18 protein-coding genes are annotated in these 24,593 nt (G+C 57.1%); 8 read left to right on the top strand and 10 right to left on the bottom strand.

The annotated features are described in order from the left end of the window. Positions 1-101 precede the first annotated feature (101 nt). Together EY643_RS03230 and EY643_RS03225 are read left to right on the top strand one after the other, a co-directional pair. Positions 102-899, top strand: coding sequence for an endonuclease/exonuclease/phosphatase family protein (locus tag EY643_RS03230; protein WP_170287265.1), 798 nt, complete (start codon positions 102-104; stop codon positions 897-899). After that, complete coding sequence (locus EY643_RS03225) at positions 896-1,252, top strand: DUF5329 family protein (protein ID WP_152660849.1); 357 nt, start codon at positions 896-898, stop codon at positions 1,250-1,252. The genes EY643_RS03230 and EY643_RS03225 overlap by 4 nt, the downstream gene beginning before the upstream one ends. 8 nt (positions 1,253-1,260) lie before the next feature. Here EY643_RS03225 and EY643_RS03220 read toward each other — a convergent pair whose 3' ends face one another. Then, complete coding sequence (locus EY643_RS03220; RefSeq protein ID WP_205743137.1) at positions 1,261-2,655, bottom strand: MATE family efflux transporter; 1,395 nt, start codon at positions 2,653-2,655, stop codon at positions 1,261-1,263. 155 nt (positions 2,656-2,810) lie between these two features. Between EY643_RS03220 and EY643_RS03215 the strand changes: the two genes are divergently transcribed. Both EY643_RS03215 and EY643_RS03210 read left to right on the top strand, forming a co-directional pair. Then, positions 2,811-3,995 carry a fatty acid desaturase gene (locus tag EY643_RS03215; protein ID WP_152660848.1) on the top strand — a complete coding sequence of 395 codons (1,185 nt, stop codon included), beginning with the start codon at positions 2,811-2,813 and terminating at the stop codon, positions 3,993-3,995. Positions 3,996-4,139: 144 nt separating this feature from the next. Further along, a complete protein-coding gene (locus EY643_RS03210; RefSeq protein ID WP_152660847.1) occupies positions 4,140-4,619 on the top strand; it encodes a glutathione peroxidase in 480 nt (159 codons plus the stop codon). An 18-nt stretch (positions 4,620-4,637) separates the two neighbouring features. On the opposite strand, the gene EY643_RS03205 is transcribed toward EY643_RS03210, so the two are convergent. Further along, positions 4,638-6,008, bottom strand: a complete 1,371-nt coding sequence (locus EY643_RS03205; protein ID WP_152660846.1) for a hypothetical protein — start codon at positions 6,006-6,008, stop codon at positions 4,638-4,640. 136 nt (positions 6,009-6,144) lie between these two features. Between EY643_RS03205 and EY643_RS03200 the strand changes: the two genes are divergently transcribed. The 3 genes from EY643_RS03200 to EY643_RS03190 are packed head-to-tail and all read left to right on the top strand — an operon-like array spanning position 6,145 to position 9,273. Beyond that, positions 6,145-6,585: a FecR family protein gene (locus EY643_RS03200; protein WP_205743136.1), complete on the top strand. Its 441-nt coding sequence runs from the start codon at positions 6,145-6,147 to the stop codon at positions 6,583-6,585. Between the two features lie 3 nt (positions 6,586-6,588). After that, positions 6,589-7,200, top strand: a complete 612-nt coding sequence (locus tag EY643_RS03195; RefSeq protein ID WP_152660845.1) for an OmpA family protein — start codon at positions 6,589-6,591, stop codon at positions 7,198-7,200. 15 nt (positions 7,201-7,215) lie between these two features. Further along, positions 7,216-9,273 carry a CHASE2 domain-containing protein gene (locus tag EY643_RS03190; protein WP_152660844.1) on the top strand — a complete coding sequence of 686 codons (2,058 nt, stop codon included), beginning with the start codon at positions 7,216-7,218 and terminating at the stop codon, positions 9,271-9,273. Between the two features lie 67 nt (positions 9,274-9,340). Here the strand turns inward: EY643_RS03190 and tuf are convergent, their stop codons facing one another. The 6 genes from tuf to EY643_RS03160 all read right to left on the bottom strand — a co-directional run bounded on the left by tuf (position 9,341) and on the right by EY643_RS03160 (position 17,001). Further along, complete coding sequence (gene tuf, locus EY643_RS03185; RefSeq protein WP_152660830.1) at positions 9,341-10,564, bottom strand: elongation factor Tu; 1,224 nt, start codon at positions 10,562-10,564, stop codon at positions 9,341-9,343. A 100-nt stretch (positions 10,565-10,664) separates the two neighbouring features. Further along, on the bottom strand, positions 10,665-12,770 hold the full coding sequence (gene fusA / locus EY643_RS03180; RefSeq protein ID WP_152660843.1) for an elongation factor G: 2,106 nt from the start codon (positions 12,768-12,770) through the stop codon (positions 10,665-10,667). A gap of 27 nt (positions 12,771-12,797) precedes the next feature. Beyond that, the gene (gene rpsG, locus EY643_RS03175; RefSeq protein ID WP_066050971.1) at positions 12,798-13,268 is read right to left on the bottom strand and encodes a 30S ribosomal protein S7; all 471 of its coding nucleotides are present in this window, start codon (positions 13,266-13,268) and stop codon (positions 12,798-12,800) included. Positions 13,269-13,380: 112 nt separating this feature from the next. Further along, positions 13,381-13,752: a 30S ribosomal protein S12 gene (rpsL, locus tag EY643_RS03170; protein WP_152660842.1), complete on the bottom strand. Its 372-nt coding sequence runs from the start codon at positions 13,750-13,752 to the stop codon at positions 13,381-13,383. 177 nt (positions 13,753-13,929) lie between these two features. Further along, complete coding sequence (locus tag EY643_RS03165) at positions 13,930-14,610, bottom strand: Fe2+-dependent dioxygenase (protein WP_152660841.1); 681 nt, start codon at positions 14,608-14,610, stop codon at positions 13,930-13,932. Between the two features lie 66 nt (positions 14,611-14,676). Then, positions 14,677-17,001: a TonB-dependent receptor gene (locus tag EY643_RS03160; protein WP_152660840.1), complete on the bottom strand. Its 2,325-nt coding sequence runs from the start codon at positions 16,999-17,001 to the stop codon at positions 14,677-14,679. Positions 17,002-17,217: 216 nt separating this feature from the next. Here EY643_RS03160 and fusA (EY643_RS03155) point away from each other — a divergent pair, with 216 nt between their 5' ends. Beyond that, positions 17,218-19,302: an elongation factor G gene (gene fusA, locus EY643_RS03155; protein WP_152660839.1), complete on the top strand. Its 2,085-nt coding sequence runs from the start codon at positions 17,218-17,220 to the stop codon at positions 19,300-19,302. A gap of 58 nt (positions 19,303-19,360) precedes the next feature. Here fusA (EY643_RS03155) and EY643_RS03150 read toward each other — a convergent pair whose 3' ends face one another. After that, a complete protein-coding gene (locus EY643_RS03150) occupies positions 19,361-20,113 on the bottom strand; it encodes a hypothetical protein (protein WP_152660838.1) in 753 nt (250 codons plus the stop codon). A gap of 250 nt (positions 20,114-20,363) precedes the next feature. Beyond that, positions 20,364-24,581, bottom strand: coding sequence for a DNA-directed RNA polymerase subunit beta' (gene rpoC / locus EY643_RS03145; RefSeq protein ID WP_152660837.1), 4,218 nt, complete (start codon positions 24,579-24,581; stop codon positions 20,364-20,366). Positions 24,582-24,593 lie beyond the last annotated feature (12 nt).

The raw sequence follows: 24,593 nt of genomic DNA, 5'->3' as shown, positions 1-24,593 counted from the left end.
TCTGGCGCCGACGGTCATGTACGAAGTTACTCCGGGCTGCAATACTGGGAACCATGAACAATTCCGCTCAATTTAAAAAACTGATCACGTGGCTGCCGCGAATGTCGTTGCTGTTCGTGCTGTTGATGGTGGGGCTCGGCCTGGCCAATTCCCGCTCCATGGCGCGCGAGGTAAACCTCTGCGGCGAACGCCTGGGGCAGGAACAGGAACAGGCAGGCCAGTCCTTATCCAGCCACCTGGACATTCTCAGCTGGAATATCCAGAAGGCGAGCAATGAGGGCTGGGCCGAAGATCTGGCCGCCATGGCCGGAGATGTCCACCTGGCCTTTCTGCAGGAGGCTTCCGTACAGGCAGACATCCCCTCCACCTTGCAGGGTCGCGACATATATCGGTCATTCACCCAGGGATACAGTACTGCAAGCATCAACACTGGAGTGATGACACTGAGTTCCCATACTCCGAGCATGCTTTGCAACTTCCGCAGCCTCGAGCCGTGGCTAGGGACGCCCAAAACTGCAACCGTCACTGAACATACACTGGAGGACCGGGACGAGCGCCTGCTGTCCATCAATCTCCACGCCGTGAACTTTACTTTCGGTATTGCCGATTTGGAGAAACAGTTAAAGCCTTTGGCGGGCTTGCTCGCACAACACCCAGGCCCCGCCATACTTGCGGGCGATTTCAACACCTGGAGCGAGGCGCGCCAGGACCTGGTCGACCGGGTTCTCGCCAGCCACGGCCTGAATCCCATTGAGTTCAGTGACGACCAGCGCACCCGCGCCTTTGGCCGACCACTGGACCACATTTATGTTCGCGGCCTCAGTGTGGAGCACACCGAGGTAATCCCGGTTCACAGTTCCGATCATAATGCGCTGCGCGCGAGGTTAGTCATCGAATGAAGATTCCTGCTCTGGTCGCAGCCTTGCTGATCACCTTCGCCCACCCAGTGGCCTTCGCCGCCGAAGCCGACGCTGAGATTCTCTACCTGCTGGAGTTTGTCGAAAACAGTGGATGCGACTTCGAGCGCAACGGCACGGTGCACGACTCAGCGGATGCCGCAGACCACCTGCGCCTCAAGTATCGGCGCGGCGGTAAATATGCCAGCAACGCCGACCAGTTTATCGATCGACTGGCCTCGGAGAGCTCCTGGACCGGCAAAAAGTACACCGTCACCTGTGACGGCACACAGCAATTGTCAGGCGAGTGGCTGCACCAGGCGCTGGACGATTATCGCCAGCGAGAGACACCTTAAACAGACGCTTACAGCGGTGGCTGCCGCTCAGTATCGAGCCCCTCGGGGCGCGCGACGTCCGGCAGCGGAGCGTGCTCGCGCTCCAGCCGCCGAGTGAGGCGAAACGCTGCCACCACAGCCAGCAAACCAAAGGCCAGGGCACCCAGCACCTCCCCAGCCAGCACACCGCGAGCGCCGTACCACTGGGCACCAAAATAGACCGCAGGTATCGTGCCCAATAACGCACGGCCAAAGTTGAAGCCGGTTGCCCAGTGCGGATGACGCAGATTATTGAAGCTCGCATTGGCCACAAACAGCGCGCCGTTAAACACAAAGGCTCCGGTGAGGAAGTTGCAATAGAATAGAATCAGGTCGGCCGCCTCGCCCGAGGCCGAAAACGTCCGCACAATCGTCTCCGCCAACAGCGACATCAGCAGCCACACGACCAGCACATACACCACATTGAAAATCATGGCGTCGCGCAAGGTGGCGCGCACCCGACCGTAGAGACCAGCGCCTGCATTCTGACCAATGATAGGACCGACTGCGCTCGACAGCGCAAAGATCGCGCAGAACGCCACCGGCGAGATCCGCCCCATAATGGCCGCGCCTGCCACCGCGCTGTCGCCAAACTGCGACATCGTGCGCAACACAAAACTGCCGCCGATCGGGGTCGCCAGATTGGTGAGCACTGCCGGGGTAGCAATTTTCATCAGTGGCCCAAGGTCTTCTACGAATTCCTGCCAGCTGATGCGCCGGGGCAAGCGATGCACGTAGTAAATGGCATGCCAGGCAACGGCGAACACCACCAATCTCGACACGACCGATGCCCACGCGGCCCCTTCCAGGCCCCAACCGAAGGTGAAAATGAAGATGGGATCGAGTACCGCATTCACCAACGACCCGGCCACGGTGGCCCACATGGAGCGTCGCGCATCACCCACCGCCCGTACGCCGGCAGCGGCACTCATACCGAGCACCAGCACCGGCATATTTGGCAGCAAAATGCCCGCATAGCTCAGGGCATACTCCAGCGTTTGCCCGCGAGCACCGAGCATCGCCAACAGCTCGCGCAGCCAGATCCAACCCAACAGGCTGATAATCACGGCCGCGATCACGCTGAACACAAGCCCACTGCTACAGTATCGGCTGGCGAGATCCCGCCGCATCGCACCCTCGGAACGGGCCACCAGGGCACCGAGGGCAATTTGCAGGCCGATACTCACCGCCACCAGGAAAAATATGAGTGTGCCAGCGTAGCCCACGGCAGCCGCCAGCTCCTGTTCACCCAAAAGGGTCAGGAAATACATATCGACCATGTCCACGCCGAACATGGCGAGCAAGCCGGTGGCACTGGCAGCGGTCATGACCAGCACATGGCGCATGGTCGAACCGTTCGTAAATACTGCCTGCTGGCTGCTCATGGACTCCCGGTTTCAGGCTGGCTTAAGGGTAGCGCATGATACTGTGTCAGCCGCCTGGTTTGCACCGCATTTTGCCGGCGCATGCCATAAGGACATTCCACGGCAAAGAAGTTAATATAGACCACCTTTTTGAGAGAGAGGCCAAGGCCAACGCCATGAGCAATTCCCCAACCAAGCCCCCATTGGAAAAGATCAACGTCGCCGTTTTTGTCGGGCTGCCCATGATCGCACTGGTCGCTGTCCCTGCGTGGGGCATCTACCACGGTTTTAGCCTCGCCCAGTGGCTATGGGCGCTCGTCTTCCTGTACCTCAACGGATTGTCCATTACCGGTGGTTATCACCGCCTGTGGTCGCACAAGGCCTACGAAGCGCACCCCGCACTCAAGTGGTTCTACGCTCTCTGGGGCGCCGGCGCACTGCAAAACAGCATTTTGATCTGGGCCTCTGATCACCGTCGCCATCACCGCTTCGTCGATGACAACGAGCAGGACCCCTACTCCGCAGGCCGCGGCTTGTGGTTCAGCCACATGGGCTGGATGCTGCGTGAGTACCGCACCAACGAGCAGGACTTCAGCAACGCCAAAGACCTGCAGCGCGACCCGATCGTCATGTTCCAGCACAACCACTACGTGGCCCTCACCGTTCTCATGAACGTCGGCCTGCCGTTGCTGCTCGGCTTCTACCTCGGCGATGTTATCGGCACCCTACTGCTGGTCGGCCTGCTCCGTCTGATCGTGAATCACCACGTCACCTTCTTCATCAATTCTCTTGCCCACTTCTGGGGCACCCGCCCATACACAGAAACCAACAGCGCGCGAGACAATGGCTTCCTGGCCTTTCTGACCTATGGCGAGGGCTACCACAATTACCACCACATCTTCCAAACTGACTACCGCAATGGCATCCGCTGGTGGCAGTGGGATCCCACCAAGTGGCTGATTAGCGGCTGCTCCCGTGTGGGCCTGGCCAGCAAGTTGGTCCGCGTACCCGAGATCAAGATACAACGCGCCATTCTCGACACCCAGTTCAAGCGCGCTCGTGCGCAGATGGACGAAGCCCACAGTTCAGACACGCTGCGCGCCAAGTTCGAGCGGGAATACCAGCAGTTTACGGAATCCGTCAATGAGTGGACCGCTCTGCAGGCCCAACGTTACGAAGCCAAAAAAGCAGAGCTAGGTGGCGCTCTGGGTGAAAAACGCGCCCGCCTGCAGGAGAAGTGGGAAACCGCCACACTGCGCACCAAGTTCAAGGAAGTGGAGTACTCCCTGAAAATGCAGCGCAAGCGCATGGAACTGCTGATGAAGGAAATCCAGCTGCACGCCCAGGCACAACCCGCCTGAGCACCTGATGAGATATTCACTAAGGGGCCTCAAGGCCCCTTTTTTGTGCCCGCTGCCCATGATCTGTCCGGCTCTATCATGCGTAACAAAGGCTCTGTGCTACCTTAAGTACAACTTCCAAACTACGACGCAAGGATTTCTCCCGTGACCACCGTATTCGATTTTACTGTCCAGAACGCCGCCGGCGCCGATCGCCCTCTCGATGAGTTCAAGGGACAGGTACTGCTGATCGTAAACACTGCCTCCAAATGCGGCTTCACCCCGCAGTTCGAGGGCCTTGAAGAGCTGTACGAACAATACAAGGACAAAGGCGTCTCCATTGTAGGGTTTCCTTGCAACCAATTCGGCAAGCAGGACCCTGGAAGCAATGATGAGATCCAGGAATTCTGCCAGCTCAATTACGGCGTCTCATTCCCCATGATGGGTAAAATTGAGGTCAATGGCTCCGGCGCTGACCCGCTGTTCAAGCACCTGAAAGACGAAGCACCCGGCCTGCTCACCAAAAACATCAAATGGAACTTCACCAAGTTCCTGGTAAACCCCGCGGGCGAGGTGGTAAAACGCTACGCCCCAACGGTGAAGCCGAAAGACATTGAGAAGGACATTCAGGCGCTGCTGGCCTGAAGCTTTGCGGCTGCGGTTCTAAAAATAGTAACCAAAGTTCAGATTGAGGCGATAGTTCCACTCGTCGTTACCCGCGACACCAAAATCGCCAACGCCATCTACGCGGCTGTAGTCATCCCCCTCGTCGCCAACAAAATAGTTGCCGTTAGAGTAGGCCAGGTCGCTGTAGATGTACCAGCCACCGCTTGACCATGCCGCGCCCGCAACCGCCATTTCGCTATCGCTGTATCCGCTAGCAGATTTAACGATGGCACTGTACTCGAGGTAGGGCATGACATAGTCCAGCCAGGACACGCCGTCCAGATCCATGCGATAGGCCAGCGAAATTGCAGGTAGCCAGGCGTCAGTGGCCACAGGCCAGGCGAAATCATAGGCACCAAACGGCAGCAGGTCGTCGGTGTTCCACGGGTTGTCCGCGTCAATATTGATACTGTAGTGCGAGGCCTGCAAACCCAGGGTCCAATTCGCAATGCGACTTACGGCGTGCACGGAGGCCGCCCAGTGATCGCCATCTTCGACTGCGCTTCCCTCTAGTTCTCCATACTGAAGGGAGCCCCCCAGATCGAGCTGCCACTGATCCCCGCTCCAGTGGCGTATCAGGCGAAGATTTCCCTGGTGCTTTTCGCGGTAGCCGCTGCGCCCCACATTGTAGCTGACATCACCTTCAGCACTGACGGCCTCACGCCATCGAACCGCGTCATAGCCATAACGGCTACTGTCTTCGCTTCTGCCTGAAAAATTCGGCTCGCTGCGCCAGTAGTAGGCAACATCCCAACTCCAGTCCGGCCCAGCTTTGGAATACTTAATGCCCAGATCCGGATCATCCGCGAGGCCAACATAGTAGTGCTGATCGAAAAACCAGCTCTGGGAAACACCATAGGGGCCGGCGCCAAAAGGCACCCGGTTCTGGCCAACTTCGATGTGAGAGGCTTCATCGAACTGATAGCCGAGCCAGAGTGTATGCAGGAAGTTGTAGTTCTTCCCGCTACCGACCGGATACCAGCGATACTCAAACTTGCCTATCCAAGGGCCGGCATCAAGACTGGCATTAATCCTGAATGTATCCAGCTCCACGTTCCCGCCATTGCCACCTCGACTGGGCCCGTCATCGCCGTTGGTGTAGTCGCCGTAAACGTAGTTCACTCGCATCGCACCGCCAATAGAAAGCGGGCCAATGACCACACCGGCTCCAGCCTCTTCCCGACTAGCTTCAGCGCTCTCCAAGGCTGCCTGAGCATCCGCCAGCTCTGCCCTCGCCTCTTCCAGTTCCCGCTCCAGACTCGATACACGATCGCGCAGATGAGCGACATCACTCGAGGCAGCGACGCCTCGCGGCAGCGCCAGAAGAAAGATGACTAGAACAGCACCAGCCAGTTTAGTTGGCAACATAGCTCGCCCCGACAAGCATTGGATATTGAACACCAAGTGTAGGCGCACGCAGTGAGAGCGCCAGCCACAACAAACTCGCCCAGATCGGAATAGTGATCTATATTTCACAGAATCATTGAAAACGGAGTTCAAACAGATGCGCCCTGCTGTCGCACTTCTGATGCTTTCCCTTGCACCGCTAACACTCGCCGGTGAGGCTGCCGGCACCATCAAAATTAGCCGAGGCGATGCACATATCGTGCGCGGGGGCCAACAATTACCCGCCACGCCCGGCCAGCACGTGGAGGTCAGCGACAGCATCCTGACCGGTAGCGATGGAACGGTAGGTATCACCCTGAACGACGACACCAGACTCACCGCGGGCCCGGACAGCACCCTCGAGCTGCGTCGGTTTGTCTTTGACTCCACCACGCATCAGGGCAGCCTGGACGCGTCAGTCCAGCGAGGCTCTCTCTCTGTCATCTCAGGCAAGATAGCCAAGGCCAGCCCGGAAGCTGTCAGTTTCAGTTCGCCTTCGGTCACTCTCGGTGTACGCGGAACCCGCTTTATTATCAAAGCCGGTCAAGAGGAGAACTGATCTATGTGGGGCTTTCTTCTAATTCCCGCGGCTATGATAGTCGGCGCATTCCTGACCCAGCCAGAGCCGCCACCGCAGCCCACCGACACCATTATTCTGCTGCCAGACGAAGACGGTAGCGTGGGTACGCTCGTCGTTAGTGGTAGTACAGGCCAGACCACGCTCAACTCCGCGTATGCAACGGCCCAGGCGGACAGCGCCGGTGGCCTGTCCGCAGGAACAACCAGCGCCGCCGCTGTAGAAAATGAATTTGGTGCGATGCTGGCCGCGACGCCAGCGGCGCCAAGATCCTTTGTAGTCACCTTCAAATCAGGCTCAGCCGACACCCTCTCCGCCGAATCCCAGGCCGAGGTGGATGAGATAAAACGCTACTTGCTAACCCTGCCAGCGCCGGAGATCCAGGTCATCGGTCACACTGACCGGGTCGGTTCCGTCGAAGACAACGACCGCCTGTCGCGGGCCAGGGCTGATACCGTGAAGCAATTTATTTCAGACGCCGGTGTGACTGCCGTGCGCATAGACAGCAGTGGGCGCGGCGAACGAGAACCGGTTGTAGCCACCGCCGACGGCCGCGCCGAGGCGCGTAACCGGCGGGTAGAAATTCGTGTCCGCTGATTACTGAACAGGACCATGCGTTCGCTACTGGACCTGTTCAGGCAAATCTTCCAATACGGTCGTGGCCGGCCCATCGCGCTGGTCATCCTGACCTGGACCATGTCGGTCAGCGTGATCTCCGAGCTACCCCTGGAACAGGGCACGGCCGAGCTCGCGGGTAACGTCACCGGCGCCTTCACCAAGGCCCGCCAGTTCCTGTTCGACAGCTACCAGAAAAACTACCCACGAAAGCCTCTCTCACAGCCGGTCACCATCGTCGCCATCGACGAGCTAAGCCTGTCAAAAGTCGGCCAGTGGCCCTGGCCCAGAACCAAACTCGCCGCGCTGCTGGATGCCATCGGCAATTACCAGCCGGCAGCAGTGGGCCTGGATATGTACATGCCCGAAGCAGACCAGACCTCGCCGCAGCAACTGGCGCAAGGACTACCTGCTGATACAGATCCGGCAATAGGTGAGGCGCTGCGTCAACTTCCAGATCACGACGCGGTACTCGCAGAATCACTCTACCTGCTGCCCTCGGTGCTCGGCGCAGCGGGATTCGATCACACGTCCTACACAACCAGTGCCGGCATGCGCACCAAACCACTTCTCGTAACAGGCGCGTCTCCGCTGCCACATGTCCGCAAGTTCGAGGCCGTTCTCGCCAGCCTGCCCGAATTACAGGCCGCGGCCTGGGGCCAGGCCATTCTAAGTGTTGACCTGGAGTTCGGGGTTGTCAGGCGTATCCCTCTGGTCGCGGCCATCGGCGACACCGTGGTTCCCGGGCTCCCCATGGAAATGCTGCGCGTGGCTACCGGTGAAAAAGCCATCAGGCTTGATGTGGGCAAGCAGGGTATCAACAGTGTGGCAATCGCCGACCTCGTGGTTCCCACCCAGCCTGCAGGCGATATCTGGCTGCACTTTTCCCGCATCGAAGACACTGTCTCCCGCTACGTCTCCGCTGCAGAGGTGCTCGACGGCACCATCGACCCCAGCATGCTGCAAGGCAAGCTGGTGATGCTCGGGCTCACCGGTTCGGGACTACACGATATGCGCACTACAGCCCTCGGCGAGCTGGTGCCTGGCATAGAGATACAGGCGCAAGTGCTGGAAAGTCTGTTCGACGGCCGCATGATTCTTCGCCCCTGGTGGATGAAATGGCTGGAAACCAGTCTCATTCTTTTTCTAGGCTTACTGCTCATCTGGTATATACCCCGCAGTGAGTCGCCTCTGGCGCGTTTTTTGAGAGCCGTTCCCCGCGCTTCTGCCTGGATAACCCTGAGTATCAACCTGCTGCTCATCGCCTGTGGCTACCTGCTGTTTCGCTATCAGGGAATACTGTTTGACGCATCCTCCTTCTTTATCATCCTGTCGAGTGTTATCGGCAGCCTGATCGCTAGCGCCCTGATTGAAATCGGTCGCGAGGAAGAGCAACGCGCAGCCGAGCAACAGCGTGTGCGAGAAGCAGCCAGCCTGATCGCCGGGGAATTCGCGTTGGCTCTCGACACGCCGATCCACGGCAGCTACATGCACAACCGAAACACCATGCGTCAGCTCACTCACGCACTGGCGAGTGAAGTTGCTCGCCAATCGGGCTACCAACAGGAGATGGCATCGATAGATATAGATGAACTGGCCCGCGCCGCCGAGTACTGCGACCTGGGGTTAGCGCAGGTTTCACCAGCCACCCTGAATAGCAGTGGCTCGCTAAACACCGAACAAAGAGAAGAAATTGCGACCCACGCAGAACTCGGAGCACTGGCTGCAAAAGCGGTGCGCGAAGGCATCGAAAATCGCGGAGGCGGAGACAACGACCCGTCGTTGGCTTTTCTCACGACCCTGGAAGAAGTCGCACGGTCGCATCACGAGAATTGGGACGGCAGCGGATACCCCAACCAGTTAGTAGGAGAGAATATTCCGCTGACCGCACGCATCGTCGCCATCGTCGACACCTGGGAGAGTCTGAGCAGCGACCGACCGTGGCGTGTGCGCCTGACCCGGGAGGCGGCGCTGGAAGTCATCCGATCGGAGTCAGGAAGCAGGTTCGACCCCGAGCTCGTCAATTGTTTTTGCAAAGTGCTGGCGCAAAAATAAAAGTCAGCGCCCACAAAAAAGCCCGGCACAATGGCCGGGCTTTTTTGTGGCTAGATCGGTCGAATAATTATTCGATGATCTTGGCTACAACACCAGCGCCAACTGTACGGCCACCTTCGCGGATCGCGAAGCGCAGGCCTTCTTCCATCGCAATAGGCGCGATCAAAGTGGCAACCATCTGTACGTTGTCACCAGGCATTACCATCTCAACGCCCTCGGGCAGTTCGCATGCGCCGGTAACGTCAGTGGTACGGAAGTAGAACTGCGGACGGTAGCCCTTGAAGAAAGGTGTATGACGACCACCTTCTTCCTTGGACAGAATGTAAACCTCAGCTTCAAACTTGGTGTGAGGGTTTACAGTACCGGGGTGCGCCAGAACCTGGCCACGCTCAACTTCTTCACGCTTGGTGCCACGCAGCAGAATACCGACGTTCTCACCAGCACGACCTTCGTCGAGCAGCTTGCGGAACATCTCAACACCAGTACAAGTAGTGGTCTGAGTGTCCTTGATGCCGATGATTTCAATCTCTTCACCAACCTTGATGATGCCACGCTCTACGCGACCGGTTACAACAGTACCGCGACCGGAGATAGAGAACACATCTTCAACAGGCATCAGGAATGACTGGTCAATAGCACGCTCGGGCTCAGGGATGTAAGAATCCAGAGTCTCAACCAGCTTCTTCACAGCAGTGGTGCCCAGCTCGTTGTCATCTTCGCCGTTCAGCGCCATCAGGGCGGAACCACAGATGATGGGAGTGTCGTCACCGGGGAATTCGTACTGGTCAAGCAGCTCACGCAGCTCCATTTCTACCAGCTCTTTCATCTCTTCGTATTCTTCAGTGTCCGCGCCGCCGCAATCTTCAGCCAGCAGGTCAGCCTTGTTCATGAATACAACGATGTAAGGTACGCCTACCTGGCGAGACAGCAGGATGTGCTCGCGAGTCTGGGGCATGGGGCCATCAGTGGCGCCACAAACCAGGATCGCGCCGTCCATCTGAGCAGCACCGGTGATCATGTTCTTCACGTAGTCGGCGTGTCCAGGACAGTCAACGTGTGCGTAGTGACGATCCGGAGAGTCGTATTCAACGTGGGAAGTCGCGATGGTGATACCACGCTCACGCTCTTCCGGTGCGTTATCGATGCCATCAAAGGCAACCATCTCACCGCCCCATACTTCAGCACAGACGCGAGTCAGGGCCGCTGTCAGGGTAGTTTTACCGTGGTCAACGTGACCGATGGTGCCCACGTTTACGTGGGGCTTAGTACGTTCAAACGTTTCTTTTGCCATTACCAGGCTCCTCTATATCAATGGGCAAAGGATCACTCCACCCAGGTCTTTAAAAACCAAAATGCGGGCCGTATTGAAACTGCCCACGGTTACGAATCTATTACGAATACCGGGAAATAATCGCTTCGGCAACACTGGCCGGCGCTTCTGCATACTTCGCAAATTCCATGGTATAGGTCGCGCGGCCCTGGGTCGCACTGCGCAGATCGGTCGCATAACCGAACATCTCTGCCAGCGGTACATCAGCATTGATCACCTTGCCGGATGGGTTTTCGTCCATTCCGCCAATCAGGCCACGACGGCGGTTGAGGTCGCCCACAACATCGCCCATATTTTCTTCAGGGGTAACGACCTCTACTGCCATGATGGGTTCCAGCAGTACCGCGCCACCCTCCTGCGACAGTTTCTTGGTGGCCAGGCTCCCAGCGATTTTGAACGCCATCTCGTTGGAGTCCACATCGTGGAATGAGCCGTCATAGAGCGTCGCCTTCAGGCCCAGCAGGGGGTAGCCCGCCAGCACACCATTCTGCATCTGCTCTTCAATACCCTTTTGTACTGCGGGAATGTATTCCCTGGGCACAATACCACCGACAATTTCGTTGACGAACTCCAGACCCTCGGCCGTTTCGTCTTCGGCGGGTTCAAACCTGACCCAGACGTGACCATATTGGCCGCGACCGCCAGACTGGCGCACAAATTTACCTTCGATCTCCGAGGTATTACGAATGGCTTCTCGGTACGCCACCTGGGGCTTACCGATGTTGGCTTCAACGCTAAACTCGCGCTTCATCCGATCCACCAGGATATCCAGGTGCAGTTCGCCCATACCCGAAATGATGGTCTGGCCGGTTTCTTCATCTGTTTTGACCCGGAATGAGGGGTCTTCCTGAGCCAGTTTGCCCAGTGCCACGCCCATCTTTTCCTGGTCAGGCTGGGAACGAGGTTCTACCGCCACCGAGATAACCGGCTCGGGAAACTCCATGCGCTCCAGCACAATCGGCTCATTGATATCGCACAGGGTGTCGCCTGTGGTGACATCCTTGAGCCCTACGGCCGCGGCGATGTCGCCCGCCAGTACTTCCTTGATTTCTTCACGGCTGTTGGAGTGCATCTGCACCATACGGCCCACACGCTCTTTTTTCTCTTTTACTGAGTTGAAAACAGCCGTGCCAGACTCCAGTTTGCCGGAGTAAACGCGGAAGAAAGTCAGCGTGCCTACAAAGGGATCGGTAGCAATTTTGAACGCCAGCGCGGAGAAGGGAGCGGTATCGTCCGCCCCACGCGTCGCCGGGGTTTCATCCTTGTCCAGCAGATGCCCTTCAATCGCCTTCACCTCCGTGGGAGAAGGCATAAATTCGATCACGGCATCCAGTACCGCCTGCACACCCTTGTTCTTGAACGCAGATCCACCCAGAACCGGGACGATCTCGTTAGCCAGGGTACGGGCGCGGATGCCCTGCTTGATTTCTTCCTTGGAAAGCTCGCCCTCTTCGAGGTACTTTTCCATGAGCTCGTCATTCGCCTCAGCTGCAGCCTCGACCATGAATTCGCGCATCTCTTCGACCTGATCAATCAGGTCGGCGGGAACTTCGGCGTACTCAAAGGACATGCCTTGATCCGCCTCACTCCACAAAATGGCTTTATTCTCAATCAGGTCAACTACACCTTTGAACTCGTCCTCAGCACCGATAGTCATCTGCAGGGGAACAGCGTTGGCGCCAAGGCGCTCTTTCAACTGTTCCACCACGCTCATGAAATCGGCGCCGGCACGGTCCATCTTGTTGACGAACACCATGCGCGGCACTTCGTACTTGTTCGCCTGGCGCCAGACTGTCTCAGTCTGGGGCTGCACGCCAGAAGACCCACACAGCACTACCACCGCACCGTCCAGAACACGCAGGGAACGCTCCACCTCAATGGTGAAGTCCACGTGTCCTGGGGTGTCGATGATATTGATGCGGTGCTGGTCGAACTGCGCATCCATGCCCTTCCAAAAACAGGTTGTCGCAGCTGAGGTGATAGTAATACCACGCTCCTGCTCCTGTTCCATCCAATCCATGGTGGCCGCACCATCGTGCACCTCACCAATCTTGTGGGACAGGCCTGTATAGAAAAGGACACGCTCTGTGGTCGTGGTCTTACCCGCGTCCACATGAGCACAGATACCGATATTGCGGTATCTGTTGATAGGCGTTTGACGTGCCACGCTGCTTTCCTCGGAAAAAGGTGGTGATTAGAAGCGGTAGTGCGAGAACGCCTTGTTCGCTTCAGCCATGCGGTGAACATCTTCACGCTTCTTCACGGCATTACCTTTGCCCTGGGATGCGTCGATGATCTCGCCGGCAAGACGCTGGCGCATGGACTTCTCGCCACGGCCGCGAGCGTACTCAACCAACCAGCGCATGGACAGAGCCACACGACGAGCCGGACGTACTTCAACGGGCACCTGGTAAGTAGCACCACCCACGCGGCGAGACTTAACCTCTACCATGGGCGCGATGTTTTCCAGCGCTTCGTCGAATGCTTCGAGGGGATCCTTGTTCAGTTTTTCCTGAACAATGTCCAGAGCACCGTAAACGATGGTCTCTGCGACGGATTTCTTACCACTGATCATTACGTGGTTCATGAATTTCGCCAAAGTCACATTGCCAAATTTGGGATCTGGCAGTACTTCGCGCTTGGCGACTACTCTTCTTCTGGGCATATTAGCCTCTCTCTCTTCAGGGTTACCCGAACACCGACCTGCCACAAATGCGGGGGAGGCAGAGGTTCGGCCTTACTTACTTCAATATATAAGCCAGCTTACGCTTAGGGACTTACTTCGGACGCTTGGCACCGTACTTCGAGCGACCGTTGCGACGGTCGGCTACGCCGGAGGTGTCCAGGCTGCCACGCACGGTGTGATAACGCACACCGGGAAGGTCCTTCACACGACCGCCACGAATCAAAACTACACTGTGCTCCTGCAGGTTGTGACCCTCACCACCGATGTACGAGGAAACCTCGTAGCCGTTGGTCAGGCGTACACGACATACTTTACGCAGTGCAGAGTTCGGCTTCTTAGGCGTCGTAGTGTAGACGCGAGTACAAACACCGCGGCGCTGCGGACAGCTTTGCAGGGCAGGTACGTCGCTCTTTTCTAACTTGCGCTTCCTGGGCTTACGAACCAATTGGTTGATCGTTGCCATTCAGATAGAACTCCAAAAAATGTTGTATTTCATGGCCTTATGGCCACTTTCCTGTCTCGAGGGCGAGTTTCCCGCAAATCCTTATCAAAAGGCCACGGGAGACCACCCCAAAAATGAGGAGGCGGCATTCTATAGACGCCCCAACAGGGAGTCAAGCCTATTCACTGCGCCGCAGCCCTATACCTGGGCGTGTTTACGCACCAGGTTATGATAGACATTGTGCAGGCTATCCAGTTGCTCCCGGGACACCTTGGCGTCTGCAGACAGCGACTGGATAGTTCGGTCCAGCTGATACAGCGTTCGCAGTAGCCCCTCGTCCGCCACCAGGCTCTGCATCCAGCAGATGGCCGCCATACGCACACCGGCGCTGACCGGTGTCACCCTGTGTAAGCTGCTCGATGGATAAACCACGGCGGCACCCGCCTCAAGCTTCACTGACTGATGACCAAAATCAGTGGCGATATGCAGCTCTCCACCCTCGTATTCATCCATTTCACTCAGGAACAGGGTCATTGAGACATCGCTGCGCAACACATCCCGAGTGGCGGGTACCCGCATAATCGACGCATCGACGTGATACCCATAGGTTTCACCTTCCACATAGCGGTTAAAGCAGGGCGGGAATATACGGTGGGGCAACGCTGCAGAAACCAACTGAGGCGTGCTGCCCATCCTGCCGAGCAATTCGTTGGCGAGTTGCACCACTGCCGGGTCAGTCGCATCCGCCTGACCATTGCGTTTCACATCAGCCGCCATCCCCTCGGCGGTCTCGCCACCATCGACGAAGGACACGAGATCCAGTTGGCGCCGGTAATCGGCCACCTCGGCTTTGGTCAGTAACTGCTCAATAATCACCATAAGAGCTATTCTCCTATTCGAATGACAGCCAGGGGCGCCGTTTACACGACGCCCAGGCCGCCAGCATCAGAACTGCCAGGTGACGCTCGCCTTCACGCTGCGGGCGTCCCCCAGGTACATAAATGCACCTGAACGGTATGCGGCCGTCCAGTACTCTTCATCCAGTGCATTGCCAACGTTCAGCCGGAAATTCAGGTCTTCCGAGTAGTAGTAGTCTGCAAACAGGTCGTAGACGGTGTAGCTGGGCACGACGACAGAGTAGTCGCCCAGCTCATCGTCATAACCTGCAGCGGAGTCGGGCTGACCACCATACATTTCGCTCTGGTAAGTCGCAGAAGCGCCAAAGGCGAATGCATCACTGGGCTGGTAACGAAGCTGAACATACAGGCTCTCATCAGCAAAGTTGCTCAGAGTGCGGCCTTCATTTTCCTCATCGATAGACTTGAGCACCTCTGAATCCATAATGGTGGCGCTCATCTGGATACTGAGCTGATCGGTAATCGCACCGGTCAGTGAGAATTCGACGCCCTCTACCCTGTTTTTGCCGGTATTAAGGGTGCCCAGCGTTTCATAGTCGCTACCTACATTTTCCATGACATCAGATTTAGTGATCTGGAAGAGCGCCGCGGTGGCGAGCAGCCTGCTATCAAACAGCTCCCACTTGGTGCCGATCTCGACATTCTCAACTCGCTCGGGTTTGGAAGCCCCCACCTGCTCGGGGTCGCCGCACAATCCGCCATAGCCGCAGCTGCCGCCGACATCTGACTCGCCACCGTTGATGTTAGTCGCCGTCGCGTAATTGAAATAGATGTTGCCAATGTCCGACAGGTCATAGCGCATCCCCAAATGACCATTGGTCAGGTCATCTGAATAATCGTAGGCGCTAGCCTCTCCGCGGGACACCACGTCGTTCTGGTAATCAAAGCTGTCCTGACGCAGCCCCAGAAACAGATCCAGATCCTCGGTCAGGGAGAGGACGTTCATCGCATAGAGCGAAACTGTTTCAATCTCCGACTGCGCATCGGTATCCCCTTCCGTGTATTGGCGCTGCATCAGGCTGTTCACGTCGGACACCAACTGACCGCCGCCATCGACCATACAATAGCCTTCCGTAGCACCACGACGCCCGGCAACAATACAGTTGGGATCGCCGTTATAACTGATGTCGTAGACGCCGTTATCGACCTTCTCGTCGGAATACTCCAGGCCGAGGATCCATTTGCTATCCAGACCAAACACGGGCTGATCCCAATTCAGGTTGAACTGGGTGGCCCCATACTCGACTTCCTGCCAACCCTGATGCGTACTGAGATAGACAGTATCGGCGCCTGGCGCCACGGGATCTGACTCGTCGCGCACAGTCCCCCGGGCACCGGTAGTGACATAGCCATTGTCGGTCGAGCCAAAGCGCGTGGCATTGTGGAGGCTCAGGTCTTCATTAAACTCGTAGTTGGTGCGCAGGGTGAACGCCTTCACCTCGGTGTCCAGGAAATCCTCCCGTTGCGCATATACCGGGATGTCTTCCACCGGCTCGCGGGCATCCGAATCGAAATAACTTCCCAGATCGGGGACATCTTCAGCATTCAGGTAATAGGCATCGCCAATAAACGAGAGTTTGTCGGTGGCACCCACGTAACCAGACAGCAGCAAGCCGTCCCGTGAACGCTCAATACCGTCACGATCAGGCACAGTCTCGTCAGCCTTGAGCAGGTTCAGCCGCACTGCGCTGTCTTCAGTAATAGCCATATTGCTGTCGAGCACGACCCGGTAGTAATCGTCAGTGCCCACACCCGCATCGACGTTGTTGAAGCTTTCGTCTGGCGTGGCTTGCTTAGTGATACTGTTCACCGCCCCGCCAGATGAGCCACGACCCGCAAAGGTAGCGCTGGGCCCCTTGGTGATCTCAACCTGCTCAGAGGCAAAGCTCTCTCGAGTCGTCATACCCGGGTCTCGCAGGCCATCAACGAACACATCGCTGCGCGCTTCGTGGCCGCGGATAATATAGCGATCTCCAAAGGCGTTCCCATTTTCGCCCGTACCCAGGGTAATGCCGGCCTGCGCGGATACGATCTGCTTGAGGTCGGTTTTGCCGGAATCCTTAATCTGTTGCTGGGTCAGAATACTCAGTGTCTGCGGCGTGTCACTGAGAGACATCAAGCGCCTCACGTCACCGGAACGCTCCGCCCGATAGGGCGAGGTGGAAATGCCGTAGACTTCAACGATCTCGATCTGCTTTGAGGCGGCCTGTTGCTCACACGTGCCCTCCCCACCCTCGACAGCCTCACTGCAGCTGCTATCGGCGGCCGCGGTAACCGCCAGCGGCGCTGCAGACAGCGCCAGACAAAGTGCTCTTGAACCAAGCACACCTGGATATTTTGTAGATCGGGACATCTCTCACCTTTTCATCGTCATTTTTGGCGGGCCCCTCCGGATGAAAGACCCTGAATAAGCATCAAATGATAATCATTATCGTTTGCATTAGCAATCGCAACGCCCAGCTTTAGAGATGGTAGGAATTTACAGTGATTAGCGCTCCCAAATCGGGGGGTTTTCCTGTACCATCCGGCAAAATTTTTCTGACCAAACTTTGAACGATTGAGAGACCCAATGTCTGACTTATCCCTGTACAGGAATATTGGTATTTTCGCCCACGTTGATGCGGGCAAAACCACCACCACAGAGCGTATCCTGAAGCTCACCGGTAAGATCCATAAAACCGGTGAAGTACACGATGGCGCTGCCACCACCGACTTCATGGAGCAGGAACAGGAGCGCGGCATTACTATTCAGTCTGCGGCTACCACCTGTTTCTGGAAAGACCACCGCCTGAACATCATCGACACTCCAGGACACGTTGACTTCACCGTTGAAGTTTACCGTTCCCTGAAAGTACTCGATGGCGGCGTTGGCGTTTTCTGTGGCTCCGGCGGTGTAGAGCCCCAGTCCGAGACCAACTGGCGCTACGCTAACGAATCAGAAGTTTCACGACTCATTTTCGTCAACAAGCTGGACCGTATCGGTGCCGACTTCTACCGCGTGGTTAAGCAGGTAGAAGACGTACTGGGTGCCAATCCGCTGGTGATGGTGCTGCCCATCGGCCGCGAAGACGACTTTATTGGCGTCGTCGATCTGCTGACTCGCAAGGCACACGTCTGGGCCGACAACGACAACCCCGAAAACTTCGAAATCACCGATGTCCCCGCTGACATGGTTGACGATGTTGAAGAGTGGCGCGAGAAGCTGATCGAAACTGCCGTCGAGCAGGACGATGAGATCATGGAACAGTATCTGGAAGGCAACGAGCCTGCCATGGAAGACATCCAGCGCTGCATCCGCGAAGGTACACGCAAGCTGGACTTCTTCCCCACTTACTGTGGTTCCGCATTCAAAAACAAAGGTGTTCAGTTGGTACTCGACGCCGTTGTCGACTACCTGCCCAGCCCCACCGAAGTTGACGCCCAGCCGCTGACCGACGAAACCGGTGAGCCCACTGGCGAAGTTGCTACGGTTAGTGCCGAAGAGCCCCTACGCGCCCTGGCGTTCAAAATCATGGATGACCGTTTCGGCGCCCTGACCTTCGTACGTATCTACTCCGGCACACTGAACAAGGGTGACACCATCCTCAACTCAGCCACCGGCAAAACAGAACGTATCGGCCGAATGGTTGAGATGCACGCCAACGACCGCAACGAACTTGACGCGGCTCAAGCAGGCGACATCCTCGCGATCGTCGGTATGAAGAACGTACAGACTGGCCACACCCTGTGTGATCAGAAGAACCCCTGCACCCTGGAAGCCATGGTCTTCCCTGAGCCGGTGATCTCCATCGCCGTCGCACCTAAAGACAAGGGTGGCGCCGAAAAAATGGGTATCGCTATCGGCAAGATGGTTGCCGAAGATCCCTCGTTCCGCGTTGAGACCGATGAAGATTCCGGTGAGACCATTCTGCGCGGCATGGGCGAACTGCACCTGGACGTGAAGGTCGACATCCTCAAGCGTACCTACGGCGTTGAGCTGGAAGTTGGTAAGCCACAGGTTGCCTACCGCGAAACCATCACCACGGAAGTGGACGATTCCTACACCCACAAGAAGCAGTCTGGTGGTTCAGGCCAATTCGGTAAGATCGACTACAAGATCAAGCCAGGCGAACCCGGTTCCGGCTTTGCGTTCTCCTCCAGCGTTGTGGGCGGTAACGTACCCAAGGAATTCTTCCCCGCTATTGAGAAAGGCTTCAAGGGCATGATGGGCGAAGGTACCGTCGCCGGCTTCCCCGTTCTGGACGTTGAGATTGAGCTGTACGACGGTGGTTTCCACGCCGTTGACTCCTCGGCCATCGCCTTCGAACTGGCAGCCAGAGGCGCTTTCCGCCAGTCCATGCCCAAGGCCGGTGCACAGCTGATCGAGCCCATCATGAAGGTAGACGTGTTCACTCCAGACGATCACGTTGGTGACGTTATCGGTGACTTGAACCGTCGTCGCGGCATGATCAAGGACCAGGACGCAGGCGCCACTGGCGTTCGCATCAAGGCTGACGTGCCTCTGTCCGAGATGTTCGGCTACATTGGCCACCTGCGTACCATCACTTCAGGTCGTGGTCAGTTCTCCATGGAGTTCAGCCACTACATGCCTTGCCCCGCTAACGTAGCGGAAGAGGTAGTCGCTGAAGTTAAGGAGCGCAAAGCCAAGGGCTAAGCGTTACTCCTCATGAAAAAAGCCGGCTTACGCCGGCTTTTTTTTTGCCTGCACGAAATCAGTCGCTGCCCAGTACAACCACCTTGGCGTCATACACCCTGGGGCTGTCGCAGCTCGCGACACCAGCCATTGTTTGCTGATGCTTCGCGTAGCCTCCACCGTTGGTATAGTTGTGCCAGGCTTCTCCCAGTTCCCCGTAATTATCGAAACTCACCACTGAGTAATAGTCGAATTTGATGTCACTAAACCCGAACACGGGATACATCAGCCAGGCCTGACCCTTGCCTCCCATGTCGGCCATCATCGAGGAAAACTTCTTGTGCGCTTCGAAGGCCTTGCGTGAGTCACTGCCCTCTTCCAACGTGCAGCTGGAGAACCAGACAATACCATCGCTCTTGGGTGGCCCTTTAGGTGCATGCACAGGCACGGAGGACACCAGTGAATGACTGCAGTCGATGACGTCTCCAAAATCTTCGCCGATGCCGTCATTTCCGCTCATCCAGTTATCCATGCCCTTGCCCATTTCTGCGCCAGTTGCCCAGGAGCCAATCCAGCCTACATCGAATTCGCCGTCGTTCTGCCGGAATTGGGGTGAAATTGTCCAGGCGCTATAACTGCCATCATTCTTCTTCGACCACTTTGCAAATCTCTTATTAACGCTATCGAGGTCCTTCCAGCCCTTGTCTTCCTTGAAGGTGCAAGCGAACAATTCTACCGGCACAACTGCCGGCGCCTTGTCCTGAGCCATAGCCCCGAGTGGAGAAAGTCCCGCCGCGAATGTTACCGCTACTGCTATTGTTCTGATTTTCATAGAGCTTTCCTCTTTTGCATGGGTATGCGATTTATCGGACGGAGAGGAAAAAAGAAGTAACGCAGCGCTTTCAAGACGCAGGTCTCCATCCAGGTTTTAAACCCCGGGTGGACGTCCCTGCCCCGAATACGCCTTTATCAGGCTAGTCCAAGCAGGGAATTGTTCAAGTGTCGACATCCCTATAGCAACGCGCAGAAAAAAGGGGCGATGAGTTTCCTCATCGCCCCTTCGATAGGGAGTACAGCGTGACTTAGCTGTCCGCTTGCAGCGCCTCGGTGAGTGCCGCTTCGATTTCCTGAGCAGAAACTGCCATATCGGAATCCGCTTCGCGGTTGCGCTTACGCTCTTCGTGGTAAGCAAGACCAGTACCGGCAGGAATCAGGCGGCCAACGACCACGTTTTCCTTCAGGCCGCGCAGGTAATCGCGCTTACCGGTTACTGCAGCTTCGGTCAGCACGCGAGTAGTCTCCTGGAAGGAGGCCGCGGAGATGAAGCTCTCGGTAGCCAGCGAGGCCTTGGTGATACCCAGAAGCTCGCGCTCGCCAGCGGCAGGCACAAGGCTCTCGGCCAACAGGCGCTCGTTCTCTTCCAACAGAGTCGTGTACTCGACCTGCTCGCCCTTGATCAGGGTGGAGTCGCCGCTGGAAGTAATGATCACCTTACGCAGCATCTGGCGAACAATCACCTCGATGTGCTTATCGTTGATCTTCACACCCTGCAGGCGGTAAACCTCCTGGATCTCATTGACGATGTACTTGGCCAGTTCTTCGATACCTTTGAGGCGCAGAATATCGTGGGGGCTGGGTGGGCCTTCAGAGACCACTTCACCCTTATCCACAAACTCACCCTCGAAGACACTCATGATGCGCCACTTGGGAATCAGCACTTCGTAGTGATCGCTGCCATCGGCCATCGGCTTGCCATCGGTCGGTGTAATCACCAGACGACGCTTGCCCTTGGTTTCCTTGCCGAAAGAAACGGTGCCGGAGATCTCTGCCAGGATGGCAGGTTCTTTCGGCTTACGCGCTTCGAACAGATCGGCAACACGGGGCAGACCACCGGTGATATCACGGGTCTTGGAACCTTCCTGCGGGATGCGGGCGATAACGTCACCCGCGCCGATCTTGGCACCGTCTTCCATGCTCACCATTGCAAGCGCAGGCAGGAAGTAGTGGGCCGGTACGTTGGTACCTGCCAGACACAATTCCTCGCCCTTATCGTCAACCAGAGTCACGGCGGGACGGATATCCTTGCCTGCAGCGGGACGCTCTGCCGGATCGGTCACAGAGATAGAGGACAGACCAGTCAATTCGTCAGTCTGACGCCTGATGGTAATACCCTCTTCCATACCGCTGAACTTCACAGTACCAGCCACCTCGGTGATGATCGGGTGTGTATGGGGATCCCAGTTGGCAACGATGGCGCCAGCGGCCACTTCCTCGTTGTCCTTGACCTTGAGTACGGCACCGTAGGGCAGCTTGTAACGCTCACGCTCCCGGCCGCGGGTATCGAGCAGCGACAGCTCACCGGAGCGGCTCACTGCCACCAGGTTACCGTCAGTGTTCTCTACCGTCTTGAGGTTGTGAATACGAACGGTACCGTCGTTCATTACCTGGATGTTGTCCTGGGCAGTTGCCCGGGATGCCGCACCACCAATGTGGAAGGTACGCATGGTCAGCTGGGTACCGGGTTCACCGATAGACTGGGCTGCCACAACACCGATTGCCTCGCCCATGTTCACGCGATGACCGCGTGCCAGGTCGCGACCGTAACAGGCGCTACAGATACCGTGACGGGTTTCACAAGTAATCGGGGAGCGAACCTCGATCTCGTCGATGCTCATCTCTTCCAGACGCTTGATCCACAACTCGTCCAGCATGGTGCCTGCAGTGATAGCGATCTCGTCTTCGGAACCAGGCTTCATCACATCGCGAGCCACAATACGGCCCAGCACCCGGTCACCCAGGGATTCAATGATGTCACCACCGTCGATAACCGGAGTCATCAGCAGGCCGGCGTCTGTGCCGCAATCGTCTTCAGTCACTACCAGATCCTGGGCGACGTCTACCAGACGACGGGTCAGGTAACCGGAGTTCGCGGTCTTCAGAGCGGTATCCGCCAGACCCTTACGAGCACCGTGAGTAGAGATAAAGTACTGCGACACGTTCAGGCCTTCACGGAAGTTCGCCACAATGGGCGTTTCAATGATAGAGCCATCCGGCTTCGCCATCAGGCCGCGCATACCGGCGAGCTGACGGATCTGGGCGGGCGAACCACGTGCGCCAGAATCAGCGTAGATGTAGACGGAGTTAAACGACGCCTGCTCTTCTTCCTCGCCATCGCGGTTAATCACTGTCTCTTTGGACAGGCCTTCCATCATCGACTTGGAGATCAGGTCGTTGGCGCGGGACCAGATATCGATCACCTTGTTGTACTTCTCGCCCTGGGTTACCAGGCCGGCTGCGTACTGCTGTTCGATTTCCTTCACTTCGGCTTCGGCGTGCTCGATCAGCACTGCCTTTTCCTCGGGAATTTCGAAGTCGTTTACGCCGATAGACGCACCGGAGCGAGTGGAGTACTCGTAGCCGGTGTACATCAGCCGGTCAGCGAAGATAACCGTCGCCTTCAGGCCTACCGCACGGTAGCACTGGTTGATGATCCGGGAGATAGGCTTTTTGGCCATGTCCTGGTTCACCATGTCAAAGGCGATACCGGCGGGAACAATCTCCCACAACAGTGCACGGCCGACAGTCGTCTCTGCGACAAAGGTGCGGGTGATGGGGTCGCCCTCATCCTGAACCACTGTCTCGGTTACACGAACGCGGACGCGAGCCTGCAGGTGCACGTGACCAGCCACGTAGGCGCGATGCACTTCGGAAACGTCGGCAAACAGTGTGCCCTCGCCCTTGGCATTAATGCGCTCGCGGGTCATGTAGTACAGACCCAGTACCACGTCCTGGGAAGGTACGATGATGGGCTCACCGTTGGCGGGCGACAGGATGTTGTTGGTAGACATCATCAAGGCGCGCGCTTCCAGCTGGGCTTCCAGGGTCAGCGGTACGTGTACCGCCATCTGGTCGCCGTCGAAGTCAGCGTTGTAGGCGGCACAAACCAGCGGGTGCAGCTGGATCGCCTTACCTTCAATCAGTACCGGCTCAAAGGCCTGGATACCGAGACGGTGAAGCGTCGGTGCACGGTTCAGCAGCACGGGGTGCTCACGGATAACCTCGGCGAGGATATCCCACACTTCCGGCGGTTCGCGCTCGACCATTTTCTTGGCGGCTTTAATGGTAGTTGCCAGGCCACGAGCCTCAAGCTTGCCGAAAATGAACGGCTTGAACAGTTCAAGCGCCATCTTCTTGGGCAGGCCACACTGATGCAGACGCAGGGTGGGACCAACCACGATCACGGAACGACCGGAGTAGTCCACGCGCTTACCGAGCAGGTTCTGACGGAAACGACCCTGCTTACCCTTGATCATGTCAGCCAGTGACTTGAGGGGGCGCTTGTTAGAGCCTGTGATGGCACGTCCGCGACGGCCGTTGTCCAACAGCGCGTCTACAGATTCCTGCAGCATGCGCTTCTCGTTGCGCACGATGATATCGGGCGCGTTGAGGTCCAGCAGACGCTTCAGACGGTTGTTACGGTTGATCACCCGGCGATACAGATCGTTGAGGTCGGAAGTCGCAAAACGACCACCGTCCAACGGTACCAGCGGACGCAGATCCGGCGGCAGCACGGGCAGCTCGTTCAAGACCATCCACTCGGGCTTGTTGCCGGAGTTGGCGAAAGCTTCCATCAGCTTCAGGCGCTTGGACAGCTTCTTGATCTTGGTCTCGGAATTAGTGGCCGGGATCTCTTCACGCAAGGTGGCGATCTCGTGATTCAGGTCCAGCTGAATCATCAGGTCCTGGACAGCTTCGGCACCCATCTTGGCAGCGAATTCGTCACCGAATTCTTCCATCGCTTCGTAGTACTGCTCATCGGACAGCAACTGGCCCTGCTCCAGGGTAGTCATACCCGGGTCAGTTACCACGTAGCTTTCGAAGTAGAGTACACGCTCGATGTCGCGCAGGGTCATGTCCAGCAGCAGGCCGATGCGGGATGGCAGTGACTTCAGGAACCAGATGTGAGCAACGGGGCTCGCCAGCTCGATGTGGCCCATGCGCTCACGGCGAACTTTCGCCAGCGCAACTTCAACGCCACACTTCTCACAAATCACACCACGGTGCTTCAGGCGCTTGTACTTGCCGCACAGACACTCGTAGTCCTTCACCGGGCCAAAGATCTTGGCACAGAACAGGCCATCACGTTCCGGCTTGAATGTCCGGTAGTTAATGGTTTCGGGCTTTTTCACTTCACCAAAGGACCAGGAGCGGATCATCTCCGGGGAAGCTAGGCCGATGCGTATGGCATCGAACTCATCTGTCTGGCCCTGGGCTTTAAGCAGATTTAGTAGGTCTTTCAAGGCTATTCCTCC

The sequence above is a fragment of the Halioglobus maricola genome, assembly GCF_009388985.1.
GTDB classification, from domain to species: domain Bacteria; phylum Pseudomonadota; class Gammaproteobacteria; order Pseudomonadales; family Halieaceae; genus Halioglobus; species Halioglobus maricola.
This window is presented reverse-complemented; position numbering and strand designations above follow the sequence as displayed.

What these genes read in the sequence shown, in the direction of transcription:
- EY643_RS03230 (WP_170287265.1), top strand. Translation starts at nt 102, where the DNA reads ATGTCGTTGCTGTTCGTGCTGTTGATGGTGGGGCTCGGCCTGGCCAAT.
- EY643_RS03225 (WP_152660849.1), top strand. Translation starts at nt 896, where the DNA reads ATGAAGATTCCTGCTCTGGTCGCAGCCTTGCTGATCACCTTCGCCCAC.
- EY643_RS03220 (WP_205743137.1), bottom strand. Translation starts at nt 2,655, where the DNA reads ATGAGCAGCCAGCAGGCAGTATTTACGAACGGTTCGACCATGCGCCAT.
- EY643_RS03215 (WP_152660848.1), top strand. Translation starts at nt 2,811, where the DNA reads ATGAGCAATTCCCCAACCAAGCCCCCATTGGAAAAGATCAACGTCGCC.
- EY643_RS03205 (WP_152660846.1), bottom strand. Translation starts at nt 6,008, where the DNA reads ATGTTGCCAACTAAACTGGCTGGTGCTGTTCTAGTCATCTTTCTTCTG.
- EY643_RS03200 (WP_205743136.1), top strand. Translation starts at nt 6,145, where the DNA reads ATGCGCCCTGCTGTCGCACTTCTGATGCTTTCCCTTGCACCGCTAACA.
- EY643_RS03195 (WP_152660845.1), top strand. Translation starts at nt 6,589, where the DNA reads ATGTGGGGCTTTCTTCTAATTCCCGCGGCTATGATAGTCGGCGCATTC.
- EY643_RS03190 (WP_152660844.1), top strand. Translation starts at nt 7,216, where the DNA reads ATGCGTTCGCTACTGGACCTGTTCAGGCAAATCTTCCAATACGGTCGT.
- tuf (WP_152660830.1), bottom strand. Translation starts at nt 10,564, where the DNA reads ATGGCAAAAGAAACGTTTGAACGTACTAAGCCCCACGTAAACGTGGGC.
- rpsG (WP_066050971.1), bottom strand. Translation starts at nt 13,268, where the DNA reads ATGCCCAGAAGAAGAGTAGTCGCCAAGCGCGAAGTACTGCCAGATCCC.
- rpsL (WP_152660842.1), bottom strand. Translation starts at nt 13,752, where the DNA reads ATGGCAACGATCAACCAATTGGTTCGTAAGCCCAGGAAGCGCAAGTTA.
- EY643_RS03165 (WP_152660841.1), bottom strand. Translation starts at nt 14,610, where the DNA reads ATGGTGATTATTGAGCAGTTACTGACCAAAGCCGAGGTGGCCGATTAC.
- EY643_RS03160 (WP_152660840.1), bottom strand. Translation starts at nt 17,001, where the DNA reads ATGTCCCGATCTACAAAATATCCAGGTGTGCTTGGTTCAAGAGCACTT.
- fusA (WP_152660839.1), top strand. Translation starts at nt 17,218, where the DNA reads ATGTCTGACTTATCCCTGTACAGGAATATTGGTATTTTCGCCCACGTT.
- EY643_RS03150 (WP_152660838.1), bottom strand. Translation starts at nt 20,113, where the DNA reads ATGAAAATCAGAACAATAGCAGTAGCGGTAACATTCGCGGCGGGACTT.